This is a genomic window from Tractidigestivibacter montrealensis (assembly GCF_024741235.1).
Classification (GTDB): Bacteria; Actinomycetota; Coriobacteriia; order Coriobacteriales; family Atopobiaceae; genus Tractidigestivibacter; species Tractidigestivibacter montrealensis.
In genome coordinates, this window is record NZ_JANSKA010000004.1 from 21,979 (window position 1) to 41,039 (window position 19,061).

Here is a 19,061-nt window from a genome sequence, read left to right on the forward strand (position 1 = left end):
CCTCGACCGTTGGTCCCTCGGCGGTCGCCGGCCCCGCGACCTCTGCTCGTTAATAAGCGGGAGCGCCGCACTTCCGGGGCTTGGACGATCCTGCCCACTAAGGTCTCGCGTGCTACCATCAGTTCAACCGATGCGACCCCCACCCGTGCAAGCGATGGGGGTCGCATGCCAATCGAAGCCAACGGCGCACTGGGCCGCCTCTCCACTGGCGCTTCGCTTCTCGCCTCTGGCGCCGCCGAGCTTCTGTGGCCAACGCGCTGCGTCTCCTGCGAGATGCCCGGTGAGCTCGTCTGCGAGCAGTGCCGAGAAAATCTCCCCTGGATTGCCCAGCGGTGGGCGTGTCCGGACTGCGGAGCTCCGTTTGGCTATCTCACCTGCACGGAGTGCACGCATGAGTGGGAGACGCGCACGACCATCTGCGCACTGAGGTTTGCTGGCACCGCCGCCCGCATGGTCTCGTGCCTGAAGGACGCCCACGAGCTACGGCTGGCTCCCGTCATTGCCGCCGCCATGGCAACGGCGCTGGACGAGGCATCCGCCTGGCCGGCGCGTGATGGCTGCGCGCGCTTTGACCCGCGGGCCATCGATGCCGTGTGCTTTGTGCCTGCTACCTCGGCGGCGTTTGCGCGGCGAGGCTTTGACCACATGGAGCTCGTCTCCCGCGCGCTCTGTCGTGAGGAAGGTCTTTCCCTGGCCGATGTCCTTGTGCGTCCCTACTCTCGTGACCAGCGCACCCTGGGGCGAGAGGAACGTGCGGCCAACCTCGCGGGCACCATCTCAGTGTGTGATGACGTTTCGGGCCTTGACCTGCTGCTGCTTGATGACGTAATCACCACGGGGGCGTCGGTGCGCGAGGCGACGAGGGCGCTTCTTGCACGTGGTGCGGCGTCGGTGACGGCGTGCGCCCTTGCTCGCGTGTGGTGAGGCTGCCTCGGCACAATCTGCCAGTTGCGCTGCTGTTGCTGGCTTTCGCCTGCTACCTGCTATAATTTCCTGCGTTCCACCCAGGTCTGTGGTTGCGGGCGCATGCGTGCGCCCTAGTTCATGGCAGACGAGGCCAAAAGGATCCACGTAAGTCGTGGGGTGCGCCCTGCGGCGAGCACGGCTCGTCCTAGAGGTAAGTCGCACCGCCCGTTAGACAAGAGGCATACGGCCTCGCGGGCGAGAGGGCTGCGAGTGAGGGGCCGTGTAGCCCCAAAGCGGAGGCCCCAGTGCGCGAGTGTGGGGTCGAATACCAGGTCAGCTGGGTGGAACGCTGCTCTTTACTAGTCCGACTTGAGCTTCTCGCCAGATGCTTCCCTTCTCGCGGCTTGCATTTTTCGATCGTTTAGCGGTGGCTAACCAATCGGAATCTGCAGATTCGCTAGCAGCTTGCATATTTCGATTGTTTACCCTCCTCTAACCAATCGAAATTTGCATTGTCGCCGAGAGTGGCTCCTATGCTCTGCTGCGCCCGCCCTGACCTGCCGCGTCCACGCCGCTCTTTGCGTCCACTGCCCATATTCACTCGTCCGCCGCCTTTGCGCGTAACGCGCGGCCGCTTTGGGTACCAAACAAGTACGGCCAGACTCGCGTCGGTGCTTGCGCGGGGATGGCAGGGCAATCGATTGGAGGCACGCATGGTTGACATCAAGATCTCGGGTCGCAAGGTCACCGTTTCCGACGCGCTGCGTGACCGCGTCAACGAGAAAATAGGGGACGCCCTCAAGGTATTCGACATCTCTCCCATGAGCTGCGACGTCGTGCTTCGCGTTGACAAGAATCCTTCGAACCCGGATCGCAAGACCTGCGAGGTTACAGTCTTCGTGCGCAAGAACGTGGTGCGCGTTGTCGCCAGCGCCGACGACATGTACGCCGCCATCGACGAGGCGTCCGACAAGGTCACTCGCCAGCTGCGCAAGTACAAGACCCGCGTCATCGACCGCCGCCAGCGTGCTCAGGTGCCGCCGGCGCCCGTCCCCAGCGCAGACGAGCTTGCCAACCTCATCACGCCGGCGCCGGAGGAGGAAGACGACCAGCTCGTGCGCGAGAAGTACGTTGAGCTCACGCCCATGAGCGAAGAGGAGGCCCTCGTCCAGACTGACCTTCTCGGCCATGATTTCTATGTGTTCACAAACGCCACCACCGGCCTCGTCAACGTCATTTACCATAGGAAAAATGGCGGCTACGGCATCATCAAGCCCAAGGTCGAGGAAAACCCGGACGCGTAAGCGGGAAAGACTGAGCGAATGGCAGAAGAGATAGACCAGAAGACCATAAGCGCCCAGGAGGAAGCTCCCCAATTGTCACAGGCACCGGCCGACGTCGCAGGCGTCGGCCGGCGCTACCATCAGAGGCGCAACGTTACGATCATCGTCGACTCAACCTCCGACTACGCCCCCGGCGTGGCAGAGCAGCTTGGCGTTGAGGTCATCCCCTTCACCTACGTGGACTCCAACGGCGTGGAGCACGTGGATGACATGTGGAAGACCCAGGACCCGCACGAGTTCTACGAGAACATGCGCAAGCACCCCGAGGCCCACTACACCACCAGCGCGGTGACACCCGGCCGCTACCTCGAGGTCTTCGAGAAGGCTGCCGAGGAGGGCCTGCCCATCATCTACATGGGGCTCTCCGAGGGCCTCTCGTCCTCCATCAACGCGGCGCGCCAGGCGGCGGACATGCTCCGCGAGAAGCGCCCCGGGACCGAGATCTACGTCCTGGACAACCGCTGCGACTCCGCGGCCGGCGAGCTTCTCGCCATCGAGGTCGTGCGCCAGGCGTCAAATGGCCTCACGGCGCGCGAGCTCTACGACTGGGTCTCGGACGCGCGCTTCTTCATCCACGGCTACTTCACGCTCGACAGCTTTGACGCGCTTGCCGCGGGTGGCCGCATCCCGCCGGCCGCAGCAAACGTGGGCGGCAAGCTCGACATCAAGCCCGAGCTCTCCTACGACCTCAACGGTGCCCTCACGCTGCGAGGCATGTGCCGCGGCCGCAAGAAGGCGCTGCGGGCCATCATCCAGGACTTCCGCGACAACTACGCGCATGACCCCTCGCTCCCGCTTGCCATCGTCTCGACCGACGCCGAGAAGGACGCGGACTGGCTCGAGCACGAGATCCGCAAGGAGAGGGGCTGCGAGGACGTCACCGTCATCCGCTCCTCGGTCTCGCCCATCCTGGGAACCCACGTAGGACCGGGCATGGTAGCCCTCGTCTTCTGGGGCACAGACCGCCGCGAGAAGCTCTCGCTCACCGACCGCATCGCCAAGCGCGTGCGGGGGCGCGCGAGCAGCGGCGGCGATGCCCAAGACGCGCCCGGGACCCCGGGTGCGCAATCCTAGCCTCGGTACGCAACCGGGCCGTCCTGCGGGCACGCATGCCCCGGGGCGGCCTCCCTCACATGAAAGGACCAAGCATATGCCCACAACCCACAGGACAAAGGTTGCCTTCATCGGCACCGGCATCATGGGTGCCCCTATCGCCGGCCACATCCTGGATGCCGGCTACGACCTCACGGTGAACAATCGCACCAAGTCGAAGGCCGAGGGGCTTCTCGCCAAGGGCGCGCACTGGGCCGACACCCCCGCCCAGGCAGCCGCAAACGCGGACGTCGTCTTCACCATGCTCGGCTACCCCGCGGACGTCGAGGACGTCTACCTCTCGACGGACGGGCTGGTGCGCGCCGCGAAGAAGGGTGCCTACCTGGTTGACCTCACGACCTCCTCGGCACAGCTCGCCAAGGACATCCACGACGCTTGCGAGGTCGAGGACAAGCATGCCTTCGACTGCCCCGTGACCGGTGGCGACACCGGTGCCAAGGCGGGCACGCTCACCCTCATCGTGGGCGCTAAGGAGAGCTACGCCGCACCCGTGCTGCCCATCCTTCAGACCTTCTCGGACAAGATCTACTACATGGGCGGCGCCGGCAAGGGTCAGACGGCCAAGCTCTGCAACCAGGTCTCGCTTGCCGCGTGTATGGTGGGCTACGCGGATGCCATGGCCCTCGCCGAGCAGGGCGGCCTCGACGTTGCTCAGACGCTCGACATGGTGAGCCACGGCATGGGCGGCTCGGTAGCCATGGAGCGCCTGGCTCCCAAGTCACTCGAGGGCGACTTCAAGCCGGGCTTCCTTGTGGAGCACCTGCGCAAGGACCTGGGGCTGGCGCTCGCGCAGGCCGAGGACACAGAAATCACCCTGCCCGGCGCCGAGACTGCCTACACCCTCTACGACATGCTGTACCAGATTGGCGGCGTGCGCCTGGGCACCCAGGCAATAAGCCTCCTCTATCAGGACGAGGCCACCTGCACGGCGGCCGGCCTCGACTGGTCCAAGCTCGACGTGGAAGACCTCGCCGGCGAGGACGAGAAGGAGTGGCACTGCTGCGGTCGCCGCGGCGGCGACGGCTGCTGCGGCGGCCACGGCCACGGCCACGGAGGCGACGGCTGCTGCGGCGGCCACGGCCACGGCCACGAGGACGGCCACTGCTGCCACCACCACGGGGACGGGGAGTAGCCCCGCATGGACGAGAACAGCCTTGGCACAGGCAGCTTCGCTGTTGCCATCTTCGTGATCATGCTCTTTGCCTTTGGCCTTGTCATTGGCGAGCACGTGGGCGAGGAGATGGGCAAGAAGTGCGTCGAGAAGCGCGACTTCCACATCGCCAACCTCAAGATCATCTTGGTGGGCGTCGCAGTCTCTGCCGTGGTGTGGGCTGTCCAGCTGCTCACGCTCGCTGGCCTGGTCCTTGGGCTCATGGCTGGCGCACTTGCCGGGGCAAAGATCGGCTTTGGCGAGTCCGTCGGTCCCTGGAAGTTCGCCGACAAGTACTTCAACGTGAACAAGGACCAGACCAATCGCACCGAGGCCGAGAAGGCCCGCAGACGTGCCGTTCGCAAGGCGCGCAAGCAGGGCGAACCCGAGCCAGAACTCATGAGCGTCCAGATGGACGGGCCAAGCTCGGCGAGCGGCACCAACGCCAAGAAGGGAACCAGACACTAGATGGCAGCAACCGATATGCCGCAGAGCTCCATTGCGGTGTTCATAGACTACGAGAACCTTGCGCTGGGAACCGGAAAGCGCAAGCGGAACGGCCACCAGGAGCCGGGCCCTGCGCCCGACGTCAAGCTCATCCTGGAGCGCCTGGTCGACAAGGGTCGCATCACGGCAAAGCGCGCCTACTGCGACTGGCAGCGCTTCGACACGGCCGTCACGCCCTTGCACGAGCTGGGCATCGAGCTCATCGAGATCCCGGACCGCGCCTACACCGGCAAGAACTCCGCAGACATCCGCTTGGCCGTTGACGCCGTTGAGATGTGCCTCACCAAGGATCACATCGACACCTTTGCGATTCTCTCCGGCGACTCGGACTTCTCGCCGCTCGTCTCCAAGCTCAAGGAGTTTGGCAAGACGGTCATCGGCGTAGGGATGAAGGAGTCCACCAGCTCGCTTCTGGCCGAGGTCTGCGACGAGTTCATCTTCTACGAGGACCTCACTCGCTCGGCGGGCATCCCGGACTTCTCGCAGAAGGTCCCCAAGGAGAAGCAGCCCTGCTACCAGCTGCTCTTCGAGACCATCGACGCCCTGCAGCGCGAGAGCGACTCGTTCATCCTGGCGAGTCGCCTGAAGGACACCATGCGCCGCAAGCGCCCGCAGTTCTCGGAGGGCTCGTTTGGGTACCGTTCCTTCACGGCGCTCATCCGCGAGGCCGCGAAGCTCGGTTTTATCGACATCCACCAGGACCCCAAGAGCGGAACCGTCGTGGTCGACGGCTTCCATGAGTAGCGAGGGGCTAAGAGAGGAGACTTGGCAATGGCAGAGGAGAACAACAAGACGATGAGCGCGGCGGGCGTCGCCGCCCTGGTCGACGGCCTCTCGGCGTCGAGCCGCAGGCATCGCCAGGAGGTGTCGCAGGATATCGCGGCCGTGGCGGCAAAGGATCCGTCGCTGCTCGCCGGCCACATCGACGCTCTGGTCGACGCGCTTGACCGCCCGGAGGCGCAGACGCGCTGGGAGGTGCTCGACGCCCTCTCCACCATGACGGACGCGTACGCCGACCAGGTGAGCGCCGCCTTCGACGGCGCTGAGGCGTCGCTCTTCGACGACGCCTCCGCGACGGTGCGCCTGGCGGCGTTTCTCTTCCTCTGCCGCCTGGGTGCCACCTCGGCCGAGAGCTCAGACGAGGTCTGGCCGCTTCTTGACGAGGCCATCCAGTGCTACCACGGCGACGCCGAGTACCGCGACATGCTCGAGGGGCTTCTTGCCTTTGCCGGCGGTGACATCTCCAAGAAGACGGCAAAGGAGCTGGTCTCGCGCGTGAAGTTTGATGCAGAGAGCGGCAACGGCTACATCAAGCAGTTCTCGGGCGACATCCTTGCAGTTGCGAAGGGCAAGGTAAAGTAGGTCTTCTCGCACGGGGTGTCCCTTGATGGAGCCGCTGCGCATGCATGCTGCCTGCTTTAAGGTTGGCTGTGTGCATGTGCGGACACGGGGGAGTGTTGGCGGGTAAGCCGGCTAGCTGGCCTTGCTGCGTTAGAATGCCAAGCGTATGTATCCGCCGAGTACCAAAAGCAGACTCATGACGCGGGCTTCCCGCGCCGATTCGAGAGGTGAGCACATGGCAGACAGTACCATCGAGAAGAACAGCGCAAAGGGAGGTACCGCCAAGACCTCGGGCGCGCCTAAGGCTCCCAAGGGTTCGAAGCGTTCGCTGGGCACTCCCATTTGGATTGCCATCTGCGTCGTGGCACTTGTCGTGGGCGTCCTTTGTGGCCACTTCCTGCTCTCCAGCGGCTCGGGCAAGGCAACCGGCAGCACGACCATCAGCGAGTCTGACCTTGACTCCACTATTGCCAACTACACCTATAACGGTTCCAGCCACGCCATCACCGCGCGCGAGGTCATTGAGCAGAATGGCTCCATTGAGAACCAGGCCAACGATGACGGCTCGTACAACGTGCCCTCCGCAGATGACGTTCTTAGCTACGCGCGTAACGCCGTGGTGCTTGAGGAGGCCAACGCGCAGGGCATCTCCGTTACCGATGACGACGTGAGCGCCTATGCGCAGAGCACCCTTGGCACCGATGACTACGCAACCATCGGCTCCAACTACGGTCTGGACGAGGATGCCACCAAGTCGCTCCTCCACGACGCTGCGGTCATCAAGAAGCTCCGTGACTCCGTAGTCACCACCACGGTGCCCGACCAGCCCACCGCCCCCACAGCGCCCTCTGACGGCAACGAGGACACCACCTCGGCGGACTACGCGCAGTACATCATCGGCCTTGCCGGCGACGAGTGGGACTCCGCCAACAACACGTGGGCGAGCACGGACGGCACGTACTACTCGGCTCTCTCGACCTACTCCATCTCCAACGACTCTGCAAGCTATGCTGCCGCCGAGCAGGCCTACTACGTGGCGTACTCCAACTACTCCGCTGCGGCCTCCCAGGCGTCGAGCGAGTGGACGACCTACGTCAACACGCTGCTCTCCAAGACTTCCATCCAGATTGGCTCTCTGGCGGTCTAGGGGTCGCGTTACGGGTTACCTGACGGGGACGGGGCATTGCGCCCCGTCCCCTTTTTGGGGACAATTTTTATGAGCTGAGAGGTACGTGACGCGGCCGACGTGGGGCTGCGCTGCCAAACGGCAGCCGCGAGAGGGGAGTGCCAATGCGTGCGATTGTGAGCGCCTGCCTTCTGGGGAGGCCTGTGCGCTATGACGGCGGGGCAAAGCCGTGCCGGGCGGTTCTCGACCTAGCCCAGAAGCTCGAGATGACGCCCGTTTGCCCCGAGACGGCGGCACGCCTGCCCGTGCCGCGTCCGCCTGCCGAGCAGCGCGACGGCCGCGTGTGGCTTCGCGACGGCACCGACGTGACCGAGGCATTTCGGCGCGGGAGCGAGGAGATGCTTGCCGTTGCACGTCGCGCGGGGGCACCGCTCGCCGTCCTCAAGGCAAAAAGCCCGTCATGCGGCGTTCACGTCATCTACGATGGTACATATACCGGAAGTCTTACCGAGGGGGAGGGTGTCTATGCCCGTCTCCTCGAGGAGGAGGGGATCTGCGTGGTTAGCGAGGAGACAGTCGAGTCCTGCAAGCCCTCTGTGGAGCATCCTGTTGCCATTGTGCTGGGGACGGGCCTGGGGCACCTTGCCAAGCTCGTCAAGCCCGTGCGCCGCATCGACTATCACGACATCGAGGGCTTCCCGGAGTCCGCGCGTCCCGTGCGGGGGCACGACTTCGAGGCTACGGTTGGCACCATCGACGACGTTCCCGTGGTGGTCTACCCCGGACGCATCCACCTCTACCAGGGCTACTCTGCCTCTGAGGTCACTTCGCTCGTGCGGCACGCGTTCCGCCTGGGGTGCCGCGACATCATCTTTGCCTGCGCCACCGGCGCGGTCGAGGGCAACGCCAAGGTTGGCCTCGGCATCCTCACCGACCAGATCAACCTTACGGGGAGAAACCCGCTTGCCGAGTGGGACGAGCTGCGCGACGTTGATACGCCGTTTGTGGACATGAGCGAGGCCTTCTCGCCCTACCTGCGCACGATTGCCCAGGGCGTTGCCGACGACGCCGGCATTGGGCTGCAGCAGGGAGTCTACGCCGGCATGCTGGGCCCCTCGTTCGAGACGCCGGCAGAGGTGGCGGCACTTCGCTCGCTGGGGGTCTCCTTTGCGGGCATGTCCACGGTGAACGAGGTCATCATGGCCCGTGCGCTCGACATGAACGTGCTGGGGCTCACGCTGGCAACCAACATGGCGGGTTCGGCCGACACGGACCACGAGTCTGTGCTTGCCTGCGCCGAGCGCTACTCCGAGGACTTCGAGCGGCTGGTGCGCGGCGTGCTTCGGATGCTGTAGGTTGGCGCCGTCGCGTTTCTCGCATTTCTTGGCGCCCGCGCCGTCCCCTCCCGCGTCACACTCCCCGCGCCGTCCTGCGTCGCCGGAGGGCCCCTTTTGGCGGCATTTGCAACACAGACTGCCCTCCGGCGACAAATTGTCTCCGGAGGGCATTGTTTGGCGATAATTGCATCATTTTGCGTCTTTCGGCGACATCGCCGGCTGCTGTCTACAGTGACTCGTCGTGCAGGACGTCGCCGAGGAAGTCCTCGTCAAAGGGGATGGCGTCGGGAAGGTCGAGGGCGGTGTCCGAGGCAAAGACGATGTAGTTCTCGCCGACGTTCTGGTGGTCAATCACCAGGGTGATCGCCACGTTGACGAAGGTTGCCACAAGACCAGCGGCGACGCTTCTTAGAAAGCCGTTGCCTGGATCGTTCTCGTCTGGGACCACGTTGGCGAGAAGGACACCACGTGGAGAAAGTGCCTGGTGTGCAGCTCGAAACGCCTCAACCGTCGCAAGGGTGCGCACGGGAGCGTCGCGGATAAAGGCGTCGAGGACGATCGCGTCGTACGAGGAGTACGTGGCGTTATCGAGCACCTGGCGGCCGTCCGCGCAGATGACGTTGAGCTGGCCACCTGCGCGTCTCTGCAGCTCGCAGGCCTCGTCCAGGTAGAACCAGCGCCGCGCGGCCTCGATGATCGCCGGGTCTATCTCGACCACGTCGGTCACGACGTCGGGGTGCTTCTCGGCAACGTATTTTGGAAACGCAAAGCCACCGCCGCCTATGGCGAGAAGTCGCTGTACGTTGGGCACCAGGTCAAAGACGCGGCAGAAAGCTCTGTGGTAGGCAAACGGCGGGTCCATGCGGTGGGGACCCAGCAAGGTCGCGGACTGCCAGACGCCTCCTGTGCTGAGGATTCGCTGCCAGACGCCATGAACACGCGAGGTGTGAACGAGTGCGAGGCCAGACTGCGTGCGCACCACGTGCGGGAGAAGCTCGGCGGAGGAAGGGAAGTGGCCGTTTGAGTTGTCTTTCATGTCATCCCTCCCGCTGCCTGCTGCCTGCGTAGGCTCACCATCATAGCGGTGAGGGGTGTGCTTGGACGGCGCGGGGCTGGAAGCTGGTCGCTTTAGTGCCGTGCCAGTTGCTTGGGCGCGATTGGGAGGGCAGTAATCGCGCTTGCGAAGGTGGCGTGCACAAAAATCGCGGTTGCCGGTCAAAATTCGTGGTTTCGCTTAGTATCACCCCGCAGGTGCCATTTTTCTACCTGCGGCCCCGTAAAAAGTTAGAGTTTTCGTACTCGGCGATTTGCCGAAAATGGGCCGGCAACCGCGATTTTTGTGCAGGGAGGTGCTCTTCGGCAATCCTGATGGGTGTTATGTGCCGCGTGCGAAACGCTAAGGGGCTCGTGTGCGTCCATCCGGCGAGGGAATCCATGGAGAAATCCGCGCTGACGCTTGCAAAGCAGGGCGCGTCCCCGTATAGTAGTTGGGCGCTCAAGCGCAGGCCAGCATAGCTCAGTTGGTAGAGCACCGCTCTCGTAAAGCGGGGGTCATCAGTTCGAGTCTGATTGCTGGCTCCATTGTTTTCGCAGGTCAGGACACATATTGTCCTGACCTTTTTCGTTGGTAAAAGGACGAATTTCCCCAAAAGGGTAGAATCCAGGGTAGGAATCCGTGCGTTAGCAATATGCGGAATCCCCGTATTCCAGATTTGCCCCCTCATAGACCTTGTCGTGGGCGCCCGTGCGCATGTGTGAGGGCATTGATTTGAGATTCGGTACAAAATCCCCGCTTGCCCTTTGCGGGACTTGGTGCGCAGTCCATGTGGATGAACTGGAGTCCCTTGCGGATGACGGGAAGAACCTGCTCACGGTGGGAGCTGAGCAAAAATTCGCCGCTGGTGAAGAGATTTCATTTGGCCAAGATGAGAGTCTCTTAACGGGCGGTAATCCCCAATCTCCCTCGGAACTCATTTATTGAGCGGGTCCACTCGTTTGCATGTCAGAATTGCACGATTTGGCAGTCTTGCACAGTGCAAATACCGAATAAGGCTGTCAGGGACGCGCCCCTTCTGATCGACCATTTGAACGGCCGTTTTTCAGCCTTAGACGGTTTGCCGAAACAATCTCAAATCAACCATGGCTATTTTAGTTAAACAAAATATGTGGCTAACCGTATGTGACGACTTGGAATTGAGAATGCAATAACACAAACAAAGACAAGGTAAACGATGCTGTCTGCCTTTGTAAACGATGCTCGCGCGTCTCTGAGCACAGTTGTTTGCATGCAGCCCGTGAGAGCACATTTCGTATTTTGGTAATTCTCGCGCATCTCACAAGGCGTGAAAATGAAAACCAGAGATGGCAAAAACTAAGGAGGGGATTGTGGTTCGGGCAAACCTAAACGGTCGCCAACGCAACGAGCTTCATGATCTCTCCAAGGCTGTCGATGGAATTCTCGTTGCTGACATGATGTCCAAGTACAAGATTTCTCGGCGTAGTGTGTATTACGACATTGAGAAGATTCATCAATGGCTCTCGAGTGAAGGACTCGGGCACATCTCTGTTGTAAACCAAGTGATAAGTGCAGACGGTATCTCTTGGAGCCAGCTGGGGCGCTTCTTTGGTGAACACTCGTCTACCCATTTCTCGCTCGAGGAAAGAAGGGCCCTGACAGCGGTTCTGATTGTGTTGTCCATTGACCCAGTTACCATTGCCTCGTTAATGGATTACTTCGGCGTGAGCAGAAACACGACAATTGCCGATATTCGCGAGCTGCGGACAGAGCTCTGTCCGCGAGGCCTTGATCTCGAGAGTTCCCCTACTGGCGGTTACTCTGTCAAGGGCGACGAGATAACGCTGAGAAAGTACATCTGGCTAAAGCTGCAGGAGTTGGCGGCTTCCGGGAGGGCGACGGATGTTAAACGCCACCTACAGGTTACCCTCACAAAGGCGACTAACAACGACATCGATTATTACGAGCTCTGCCGTAGTCTCATCAAGCAGTATGAGTCGGACCTTCAAACACGTTGCTTCCTGGATTCAGCAGGTCTCGAGGGAATGATGATTCAGGTTTCCTGGTTGCGGGGGCTAGCTGGGCATTGGGTTGAGATGGGACGCGAGGAACAGCTGACTCTGATGGGGACGGCGTCCTTCCGCTCTGTCCAAATGAGTGCAGAGAAGCTAAAGAGGGTTGGAATAATACTCCCCTCTGAAGAAGTTCTTTATATCACCTCGTTGCTGCTGGGAATCAAGACTGCAGACTTCATGGCTCACAGCGAAGAAGATCACTATATTTCAAACCTGACCGAGCGCCTAATTGCAAACTTTGAGCGAGTCGGCTGCCTTACCTTCGTGAACAAAGGCTACGTCCACGAACAGCTAACTCACCATATTCGTCCTCTCTACTATCGTCAGAAGTATGGCATCTCTGCCCACAACCCCCTCACAAATGACATTCAGAAGATGTATCCGATGACCTATGAATTTACCCGCAGGGCTGCAACGCTCTCGGGGATGGGACAGCTCTCTGACGATGAGCTTGCGTACCTGACAGTGTACCTATCCTCGGATCTTGACAATAAGATGCTTGAGCAGGGCGACACAAGTGCAACCAAGGTCCTGGTGATTGGCGCCTCGAATATGTCCACGGCAACCCTGGTCAAAGAACAGCTAGTGGATGCCGTGGGTATCCAGTTTGACTTTGACTACGAAGAGCCAGAGAAGCTCAAGCGTTGGACTCTCGACAGCTATGCGTTAGTCCTTACGCTCGTCCAGCTCCCTCCCGATATTTCTGGCGAGAACATCGTCAGCATCACTCCATTTCTCTCTGACGATAACCGTCAGCAGATATATGGAGTCCTTAGGAGAAATAGGATCATCTCTCGCTATGCCTCCCTCATTGACGGAATCATCAAAATTGTAAGCAATAGCCTCCCCGAACACGACGCAACGATTCTCGAGTCCGATAAGCTTCATTTCGAACTATTTCGGTTTTTTGATGAGAGAGACCGGGGACTCATGGGGCCTCCGGTGATTCAAAGCCAGGGCTCTTGCATCCTTCCGGACACGATTGCGGTCTCAGAAGGGTCAACTTGGAAGGAAGCGGTTATCGCTGGGGCGCTCGTTCTGCAAAATGGAGCAACCTCCAGCAGACTCGTTGAGCGGATGGAGAACATCATACGGTCGCGTAGGCTTCTCTACTATCGACCCGAGAAGGACGTCGTTGTTGTCAGATGCCCCATGTATGGAGACGAGGGCGCTCATGTTGCTGCCCAGGTGGTTGTTTCTCCGGACGGGGTTAGATTCCCAGACGGAGAAATTGCACGGGTCGTCATCTGCATCGCGACAATTAATAGGTACTCACACTGGGGAACACTCTACGCGCTGTATGAGTGGCTGTCTGTTCCAGATCATGTTGCCGAGCTTGAAGAAAGTAGTCCTGTTGGGCTGAATAGGGGAGGCAAGCGATGAGCGCGAAGAAAAGGCTCGTTTACAATGGGCGTCACGGCCTTCCCGAGGGAACCAGGTGCTTTTGGTGCGGCTCAGGCGATGCCAATCCCGAGTTCATCCTTAATCCCGGCGGATCCCCGTTGCTAGCCTGCTGCAACCAAGTGGAGTACGAGAAGGCAAAGGCATTCATTAATAAGGACAACAAGGTTCGTGCCCCCTACTATCTCGTGCTCTTCGTTCTTCTCGTGGTAAACCTCTTCTTTATCGGTATGGATATCCATACTTGGTGGTCATATGCTCCGCTCCTAGGAATCTGCCTTACGGTACTCGTATGGCCTGCGGTGTTTACTCACTACGAGTTCTACGTTCGTCTGGGGCTCGTTAAGACCAGACGGGTCATTAGGTTTATCGCCTGCGCTGTTGCCCTTCTCTCGATGCTTGCAGCCTTGAGTGTCCTATAGGCCGCGGGCAAACAACCAGAAAACTGGATAGACGTCGCCAGACGTCTCTGGCTACCCCTGTGAGGAGGTGAGCTGAATGAATAAGCTACTCGATGAGAATCTCGTCTTCATTGACGCCGACGTTGCCACTTCGGAGGATGCAATCAACCTCATGGCATCGAGGCTCAGGGAACTCGGCTATGTAAAAGAGGGCTACGCACAGATGGTCCTTGATAGAGAGAAGGTCTTTCCGACCGGTTTACCTGGCAAATCGATGTGCATTGCAATTCCCCACACGGATCCGACGCTTGTTGTAAAACCGGCTATCGGCGTCATCGTCCCTAAGGAACCGGTCGAGTTCAGCATGATGGGGGAGCCTGATACAAAGCTTCAGGTTAGTCTCATCATGCCGCTTGTGATAAAGGACTCCAACAAGCAGATTGACCTCCTGAGGGCAATGATGCACGTAATCCAGGACGACGATCTTCTCCGTGCCGTTAGGACTTCCGATAGTCCGCAGGAAATTGTCTCGCTCCTTCACGAGCTGGACGAAGCATAAGCAATCTTCCTAGAAATCACATTCAGAACAATGGGGTGAACTATGAGACCGGTACGTATTTTGTGCGTCTGTGGTTCGGGCACCGCCACCTCGGCAATGCTCGCGGCAAAGCTCCAGGATGTCCTTGAGGAGCATGGGTACCAGCTTGACTCTGACGAGACCAATCCTCCCGGCGTGCCCATTGCAATGATGACTAACGATTGGGATTTGATTGCCTTTACTAGCCCCATTGAGGATGACCCCGGAATACCCATGCTCAATGCAACAGGTTTCCTTGTTGGCATCAACGAGGACGAGTTCATCGAGCAACTCATGGATGAGGTTGGCAAGCTTGACCTTTCCGAATAGATAGAGACCTCGCTACCACAGAATTAGGAGGCTTTCGATGGATGTGTTTTTCGCTGGTCTAAAATCATTCTTTGACGCATTTGGCAACTATATTACGGTGCCAATCATCATCTACATCATCTGTCGCATTTTCAAGACACCACGCAAGCGCGCATTTCAGTCTGCAGTTCTCGTCGGCGTTGGCCTTAAGGGCATGGCATTCATTACTTCGGGCTTTGGTGGAGTTCTCACCCCGGTTGTCCAGCAGATGGTCAACAACTCTGGTCTCAATAGGCCCGCGCTGGATATCGGTTGGCAGGCGGTCGCAGCAGTCGCCTACTCGACCCAAATCGGCATGGCCTTTATTGGGATTGGCCTTCTCTTCCAGATAGTATTCTGGCTTTGCAAGGCAACAGACATCTTCATGCCGTCGGATCTTTGGAACAACTACTCCATCTCCGTTTGGGGGTCGATGTTCTTCCTTTTGACCCAGAACATCTGGATGGCATTTCTCCTGATGATCTTCATCAACATGGTCACTCTCTTGATTGCTGAGTCCATTCAGAAGCGATGGTCGACGTATTACCACTATCCCAGCTGCGCGATGACAGCCCCTCACCACAACGGTGACGCTCCGATGTATCTTGTCCTCAACATCCTCTTCTCGAAGATGGGTATGGATAAGATCAAGGCGAATCCCCAGGACATTCGTAAGAAGATCGGATTCATGGGCGAGCCCATGTACATCGGTTTGATTGTGGGCCTCATCCTTGGCGTTGTTGGAAACTTTACGCAGCTCAACTCTTTTGCCGGCTGGGGCTCCATCGCCAACGTCGCAGTTACCTGCGCTGCTGTCATGGCTATCTTCCCTCGCATCGCCGGAATGTTTGCTGCCGGCTTTGGAGCACTGACTGAGTACTCCAGGAAGACCATGGCGAAGACGAAGTATGGTAAGGATCGCGAGTTTATCGTGGCGGTCAATGATGCTCTGGGCTATGGCGAGGCGGCTACTCTCACTACTGGCCTGCTGGTCATTCCGTTCGCCCTGCTTGTTGCCTTTGTCCTTCCTGGCAACCTCGTGATCCCCCTGATGGTCCTGCCTTCTCTGCCCTATATGGTTGAGGTTCCCGTCTCCCTTTCCAATGGCAACATCGTGAAGGCATGGCTGATGGCCATCATCGTCTTTAGTGCCAAGACTCTTATGGCTTCCTACTGGGCAGCAACCTTCACCCAGGTTGCAGCCGAGGTTGGTTTCGAGGCAGCAACCCAGGCAGTGGCCGGCGGAACCTTCATCATTGGCTACATTATGTCCAACTGCACTGCAGGTCTCATTACCATGGCTTTCCTTACCATGAACCCCGTGATTATTGCCCTGACCGTGGCGGTGTATGTTGTCTTCTTTGTCCTTTTCAAGAAGAACAAGGTTCGCTTCCAGGATTACCTCGAGTTCCTTGCAACCGGTAAGAAGCCTGAAGTCGAGAAGGCCGCTGCATAGCCGCTGAAGAGCACCTAACTACCGAAACTTGCCAAGCGTTATTCAACAGTGCCTGCAGGGAAACCCCTGCCCTGCAGGCACCCGAACGAAGGGTGACTGCCACTATGAAGTTCCTTGTGATTGGAGATGTTGTTGTCCCCGTCGACCTTCTGGTCGAGGCGGCTAAGACGCTTGATCCTGACGCGGAGATCGAGACCTCCTATTGGGACACCGGTGCTCGGAGCGAGTTCAACAAGCACTCACTTAACCTTGAGAAGAACGGTCCCTCTGCAGAGCGTCCGCCGGCGGATGCATATGAGAAAATCGCCGATGCAGATGTCCTGCTTGTTCACTTCTGCCCGGTTGCGGAGGAGCTCATTGAAGCCGGCAAGAACCTGAAGCTCATTGGTACCTGCCGCGGAGGCATGGAGCACATTGACGTCCCGGCTGCAACGGCACATGGCATTCCCGTTATTCACTGTATTCGCAATGCCGAATGCACTTCCGACTTTGCGGTCGGGCTCATGTTCGCGGAGACCAGAAACATTGCACGGGCGCACGCTGCGCTCAAGCAGGGTGTTTGGCGCAAGGATTACGTTAACTCGGGCTATACCACGTCGATGTGCGAGATGACGCTGGGTCTTGTTGGACTTGGCCACATTGGAAAGCTTGTCGCAAAGAAGTGTCTCGGTATTGGCATGAAGCGAGTCATTGCATATGACCCGTATTTGAAGCAAGAACAGCTAGATGCAATCGGGCTGGACGTCCAGCTTGTAGACGAGGAGACCTTGTTCAGGGATTCGGACATCGTATCCCTGCATATGCGCCTTACGCCCGAGACTAAGGGATGCATCAACGAAAGGCTCCTTTCGCTTATGAAGCCAACCGCGTATCTCATCAATACCTCGCGCGCGGGGGTGCTAGACAAGGACGCATTTGTTAAAGCACTTCAGACTAGGTCTATCGGAGGTGCCGCTCTCGATGTTTTCTGGGAGGAACCCATTCCAGAGGGGGACCCGCTTCTTGAGCTTGACAACCTTACGATGACGCCGCATACCGCAGGCAACGTAGTCGACGCTCTTCCCAAGAGTCCATTGCTTCTCGCCAAGAAGATTCGCGAGTACTGGGATACCGGTGAGAGCGACATGGTCGTAAATCTGAAGGCTCTTCGCGCTTAGTTCATAGATCGACTTAGCTTTTATTGTTCATCGAATGAAAGGACGCAATCATGATTATGCAGGAAGCCCGAGAGCAAATTGTCGAGTATGGCAAGAAGATGAGCGCAGCAGGGCTGTCTGTTGGTACATCGGGAAATATCTCGATTTATGATAAGGAAACAGGTTACATGGCCATTAGTCCCTCAGGCCTTGGCTATTTTGACACTACTCCTGAGGACGTTGTCGTTATGGACCTTGACGGCAATATCATTGACGGCAAGCGCAAGCCTTCCTCCGAACACGGACTGCATACTATTTTCTATCGAAACCGTCCCGAGGCTGGAGCGGTTGTCCATACCCACTCTCCGTATTGCACTACGCTGGCATGCATGGGGGAGACCATGAAGTCCGTTCACTACGTGATTATGGGAACGGGCGTTGAGGAGGTGCCGCTGACCCCTTACGTTACGTTCGGTACTCCCGAGCTTGCCGAAGCGGTGGGGGAGACTTTGAAGGCTAACCCGAAGACTCGGGCGACGCTTCTTGCCAACCATGGCATTGTCGTCTGCCAGGCCAACCTTCCGAAGGCCTTTGGCTTGGCAGTTAACTGCGAGTTTGTAGCTCAGGTCCAGTACCAGTGCCTGTGCGCTGGGAAGATGAACCACATATCCCACGAGGAAATGGAGAAGGCATTCGAGCGTTCGAAGACCTACGGTCAGGTGCCTGACAAGAAATAGCCACTCTCTGGGCCGGAGGCGATTGTCTCCGGCCCGCTCTGACGAGGACGGAGTGACAAAAATGCATGCTGCTGTTCTGTACGACCAACAGGACATTCGTATTGTCGAGCGGCCCATCCCGGAGCCAGGCGAGGGCGAAGTCGTTATCAAGAATGTCGTCTCCACCACATGCGGGACTGACGTGAAGAACTACAAAAGGGGTTATCCACTTCTGAAACCCCCGCACCCATTCGGTCATGAGTTCTCTGGCGTTATTGCCGCAACGGGTCTAGGAGTGGAGGGCTTTCATGAGGGTGACCGAGTAGCCGTCCACAACAGTGCCCCGTGCGGACGTTGCTATTGGTGCAAGCATGGACAGACATCCATGTGCGAGAATCTTCTGTTCAACCGAGGCTCGTATGCCGAATACGTAAAGGTTCCCCAGCGTATCGTTCAGCTCAATATGTTCCATATGCCAGACGAAATGACTCATAAAACAGCGAGTCTGCTTGAACCATTCTCATGTGCCGTTTACGGAATCCAGAACTGTCCCATTTGTCTAGGGGACCTCGTCGTAATTAACGGAGCGGGTCCAATAGGCCTTATGTTCGCACGCCTTGCCGTGCTTGAGGGAGCTCAAGTACTTGTGACCGATCTTGCCGAGGGGAGATTGAAAGCAGCAAAGGCCATGGGGGCCTGGGGCACGCTCAATCTTACTGACATTGAAGATCCTGCGGCTGCGGTGCGCGAAAGCTTTGGATGTTCCAGAGGCGCTGACGTGGTGATTGAGTGCACGGGAAACTTGACAGTTTGGGAGCAAAGTCTCCGTATGGCAAGGAAGGGCGGCTTTGTTCTTTTATTCGGAGGGACGAAGCCCGGTAGCATTCTCAGCGTGGATGCAACGCTCCTTCATTACTCGCAGCTCACTATTAAAGGCGTGTTTCATACAACTCCGCTCAGCGTCTCTCAAGCCTTCAGACTTCTCGAGATGGGGGTTATCAACGATAAGGACTTTGTCCAGCATGAGTATCCCCTTGCTGAGCTGGAGAAGGCACTTCTCGAGCATGCCTCGGGTTCAGTAATCAAGAACGCGATTGTTTACGACTAGTTGTC

General features: G+C 58.7%; 18 protein-coding genes and 1 tRNA gene. 18 read left to right on the forward strand and 1 reads right to left on the reverse strand.

Going from position 1 to position 19,061, the window contains the following annotated elements; genetic code table 11:
- The first annotated feature begins 165 nt into the window (after positions 1 to 165).
- The 9 genes from NVS32_RS06405 to NVS32_RS06445 all read left to right on the forward strand — a co-directional run bounded on the left by NVS32_RS06405 (position 166) and on the right by NVS32_RS06445 (position 8,841).
- Positions 166 to 924, forward strand: coding sequence for a ComFC family protein (locus NVS32_RS06405; protein WP_117652071.1), 759 nt, complete (start codon positions 166 to 168; stop codon positions 922 to 924).
- 695 nt (positions 925 to 1,619) lie between these two features.
- Positions 1,620 to 2,210, forward strand: a complete 591-nt coding sequence (gene hpf / locus NVS32_RS06410; RefSeq protein WP_117652072.1) for a ribosome hibernation-promoting factor, HPF/YfiA family — start codon at positions 1,620 to 1,622, stop codon at positions 2,208 to 2,210.
- An 18-nt stretch (positions 2,211 to 2,228) separates the two neighbouring features.
- Positions 2,229 to 3,323, forward strand: a complete 1,095-nt coding sequence (locus NVS32_RS06415) for a DegV family protein (RefSeq protein WP_258499089.1) — start codon at positions 2,229 to 2,231, stop codon at positions 3,321 to 3,323.
- Positions 3,324 to 3,399: 76 nt separating this feature from the next.
- On the forward strand, positions 3,400 to 4,494 hold the full coding sequence (locus tag NVS32_RS06420; protein WP_258499090.1) for an NAD(P)-dependent oxidoreductase: 1,095 nt from the start codon (positions 3,400 to 3,402) through the stop codon (positions 4,492 to 4,494).
- 6 nt (positions 4,495 to 4,500) lie between these two features.
- Positions 4,501 to 4,980: a hypothetical protein gene (locus tag NVS32_RS06425; RefSeq protein WP_117652075.1), complete on the forward strand. Its 480-nt coding sequence runs from the start codon at positions 4,501 to 4,503 to the stop codon at positions 4,978 to 4,980.
- The gene (locus NVS32_RS06430) at positions 4,981 to 5,763 is read left to right on the forward strand and encodes an NYN domain-containing protein (RefSeq protein ID WP_117652076.1); all 783 of its coding nucleotides are present in this window, start codon (positions 4,981 to 4,983) and stop codon (positions 5,761 to 5,763) included.
- Between the two features lie 27 nt (positions 5,764 to 5,790).
- Complete coding sequence (locus NVS32_RS06435; protein ID WP_117652077.1) at positions 5,791 to 6,381, forward strand: hypothetical protein; 591 nt, start codon at positions 5,791 to 5,793, stop codon at positions 6,379 to 6,381.
- 214 nt (positions 6,382 to 6,595) lie between these two features.
- Positions 6,596 to 7,507 (forward strand): SurA N-terminal domain-containing protein, encoded by a 912-nt coding sequence (locus tag NVS32_RS06440; RefSeq protein WP_258499091.1) that lies wholly within the window; start codon positions 6,596 to 6,598, stop codon positions 7,505 to 7,507.
- Positions 7,508 to 7,650: 143 nt separating this feature from the next.
- Entirely contained in the window at positions 7,651 to 8,841 is a 1,191-nt protein-coding gene (locus NVS32_RS06445; RefSeq protein WP_117652078.1) for a purine-nucleoside phosphorylase, read from the forward strand.
- Positions 8,842 to 9,049: 208 nt separating this feature from the next.
- Here the strand turns inward: NVS32_RS06445 and NVS32_RS06450 are convergent, their stop codons facing one another.
- Positions 9,050 to 9,859, reverse strand: a complete 810-nt coding sequence (locus tag NVS32_RS06450; RefSeq protein WP_042089268.1) for a spermidine synthase — start codon at positions 9,857 to 9,859, stop codon at positions 9,050 to 9,052.
- 469 nt (positions 9,860 to 10,328) lie between these two features.
- Between NVS32_RS06450 and NVS32_RS06455 the strand changes: the two genes are divergently transcribed.
- The 9 genes from NVS32_RS06455 to NVS32_RS06495 all read left to right on the forward strand — a co-directional run bounded on the left by NVS32_RS06455 (position 10,329) and on the right by NVS32_RS06495 (position 19,056).
- A tRNA-Thr gene (locus NVS32_RS06455) sits at positions 10,329 to 10,404 on the forward strand.
- Positions 10,405 to 11,184: 780 nt separating this feature from the next.
- Positions 11,185 to 13,296 carry a BglG family transcription antiterminator gene (locus tag NVS32_RS06460; protein WP_081920150.1) on the forward strand — a complete coding sequence of 704 codons (2,112 nt, stop codon included), beginning with the start codon at positions 11,185 to 11,187 and terminating at the stop codon, positions 13,294 to 13,296.
- Positions 13,293 to 13,736: a hypothetical protein gene (locus tag NVS32_RS06465; protein WP_118078058.1), complete on the forward strand. Its 444-nt coding sequence runs from the start codon at positions 13,293 to 13,295 to the stop codon at positions 13,734 to 13,736. The genes NVS32_RS06460 and NVS32_RS06465 overlap by 4 nt, the downstream gene beginning before the upstream one ends.
- Positions 13,737 to 13,812: 76 nt before the next feature.
- Positions 13,813 to 14,274 (forward strand): PTS sugar transporter subunit IIA, encoded by a 462-nt coding sequence (locus NVS32_RS06470; RefSeq protein ID WP_032111496.1) that lies wholly within the window; start codon positions 13,813 to 13,815, stop codon positions 14,272 to 14,274.
- 42 nt (positions 14,275 to 14,316) lie between these two features.
- Positions 14,317 to 14,622 (forward strand): PTS sugar transporter subunit IIB, encoded by a 306-nt coding sequence (locus tag NVS32_RS06475; protein WP_032111497.1) that lies wholly within the window; start codon positions 14,317 to 14,319, stop codon positions 14,620 to 14,622.
- Positions 14,623 to 14,659: 37 nt separating this feature from the next.
- Complete coding sequence (locus NVS32_RS06480) at positions 14,660 to 16,096, forward strand: PTS transporter subunit IIC (protein ID WP_032111499.1); 1,437 nt, start codon at positions 14,660 to 14,662, stop codon at positions 16,094 to 16,096.
- Positions 16,097 to 16,200: 104 nt separating this feature from the next.
- Entirely contained in the window at positions 16,201 to 17,253 is a 1,053-nt protein-coding gene (locus tag NVS32_RS06485) for a 2-hydroxyacid dehydrogenase (protein ID WP_032111500.1), read from the forward strand.
- 50 nt (positions 17,254 to 17,303) lie between these two features.
- Entirely contained in the window at positions 17,304 to 17,969 is a 666-nt protein-coding gene (locus NVS32_RS06490; RefSeq protein ID WP_032111501.1) for a class II aldolase/adducin family protein, read from the forward strand.
- A gap of 61 nt (positions 17,970 to 18,030) precedes the next feature.
- On the forward strand, positions 18,031 to 19,056 hold the full coding sequence (locus NVS32_RS06495) for an alcohol dehydrogenase catalytic domain-containing protein (RefSeq protein WP_032111917.1): 1,026 nt from the start codon (positions 18,031 to 18,033) through the stop codon (positions 19,054 to 19,056).
- Positions 19,057 to 19,061: the final 5 nt, after the last annotated feature.

What these genes read in the sequence shown, in the direction of transcription:
- NVS32_RS06405 (WP_117652071.1), top strand. Translation starts at nt 166, where the DNA reads ATGCCAATCGAAGCCAACGGCGCACTGGGCCGCCTCTCCACTGGCGCT.
- NVS32_RS06435 (WP_117652077.1), top strand. Translation starts at nt 5,791, where the DNA reads ATGGCAGAGGAGAACAACAAGACGATGAGCGCGGCGGGCGTCGCCGCC.
- NVS32_RS06450 (WP_042089268.1), bottom strand. Translation starts at nt 9,859, where the DNA reads ATGAAAGACAACTCAAACGGCCACTTCCCTTCCTCCGCCGAGCTTCTC.
- NVS32_RS06440 (WP_258499091.1), top strand. Translation starts at nt 6,596, where the DNA reads ATGGCAGACAGTACCATCGAGAAGAACAGCGCAAAGGGAGGTACCGCC.
- NVS32_RS06460 (WP_081920150.1), top strand. Translation starts at nt 11,185, where the DNA reads ATGGCAAAAACTAAGGAGGGGATTGTGGTTCGGGCAAACCTAAACGGT.
- NVS32_RS06425 (WP_117652075.1), top strand. Translation starts at nt 4,501, where the DNA reads ATGGACGAGAACAGCCTTGGCACAGGCAGCTTCGCTGTTGCCATCTTC.
- hpf (WP_117652072.1), top strand. Translation starts at nt 1,620, where the DNA reads ATGGTTGACATCAAGATCTCGGGTCGCAAGGTCACCGTTTCCGACGCG.
- NVS32_RS06430 (WP_117652076.1), top strand. Translation starts at nt 4,981, where the DNA reads ATGGCAGCAACCGATATGCCGCAGAGCTCCATTGCGGTGTTCATAGAC.
- NVS32_RS06490 (WP_032111501.1), top strand. Translation starts at nt 17,304, where the DNA reads ATGATTATGCAGGAAGCCCGAGAGCAAATTGTCGAGTATGGCAAGAAG.
- NVS32_RS06475 (WP_032111497.1), top strand. Translation starts at nt 14,317, where the DNA reads ATGAGACCGGTACGTATTTTGTGCGTCTGTGGTTCGGGCACCGCCACC.
- NVS32_RS06465 (WP_118078058.1), top strand. Translation starts at nt 13,293, where the DNA reads ATGAGCGCGAAGAAAAGGCTCGTTTACAATGGGCGTCACGGCCTTCCC.
- NVS32_RS06420 (WP_258499090.1), top strand. Translation starts at nt 3,400, where the DNA reads ATGCCCACAACCCACAGGACAAAGGTTGCCTTCATCGGCACCGGCATC.
- NVS32_RS06495 (WP_032111917.1), top strand. Translation starts at nt 18,031, where the DNA reads ATGCATGCTGCTGTTCTGTACGACCAACAGGACATTCGTATTGTCGAG.
- NVS32_RS06470 (WP_032111496.1), top strand. Translation starts at nt 13,813, where the DNA reads ATGAATAAGCTACTCGATGAGAATCTCGTCTTCATTGACGCCGACGTT.
- NVS32_RS06485 (WP_032111500.1), top strand. Translation starts at nt 16,201, where the DNA reads ATGAAGTTCCTTGTGATTGGAGATGTTGTTGTCCCCGTCGACCTTCTG.
- NVS32_RS06480 (WP_032111499.1), top strand. Translation starts at nt 14,660, where the DNA reads ATGGATGTGTTTTTCGCTGGTCTAAAATCATTCTTTGACGCATTTGGC.
- NVS32_RS06415 (WP_258499089.1), top strand. Translation starts at nt 2,229, where the DNA reads ATGGCAGAAGAGATAGACCAGAAGACCATAAGCGCCCAGGAGGAAGCT.
- NVS32_RS06445 (WP_117652078.1), top strand. Translation starts at nt 7,651, where the DNA reads ATGCGTGCGATTGTGAGCGCCTGCCTTCTGGGGAGGCCTGTGCGCTAT.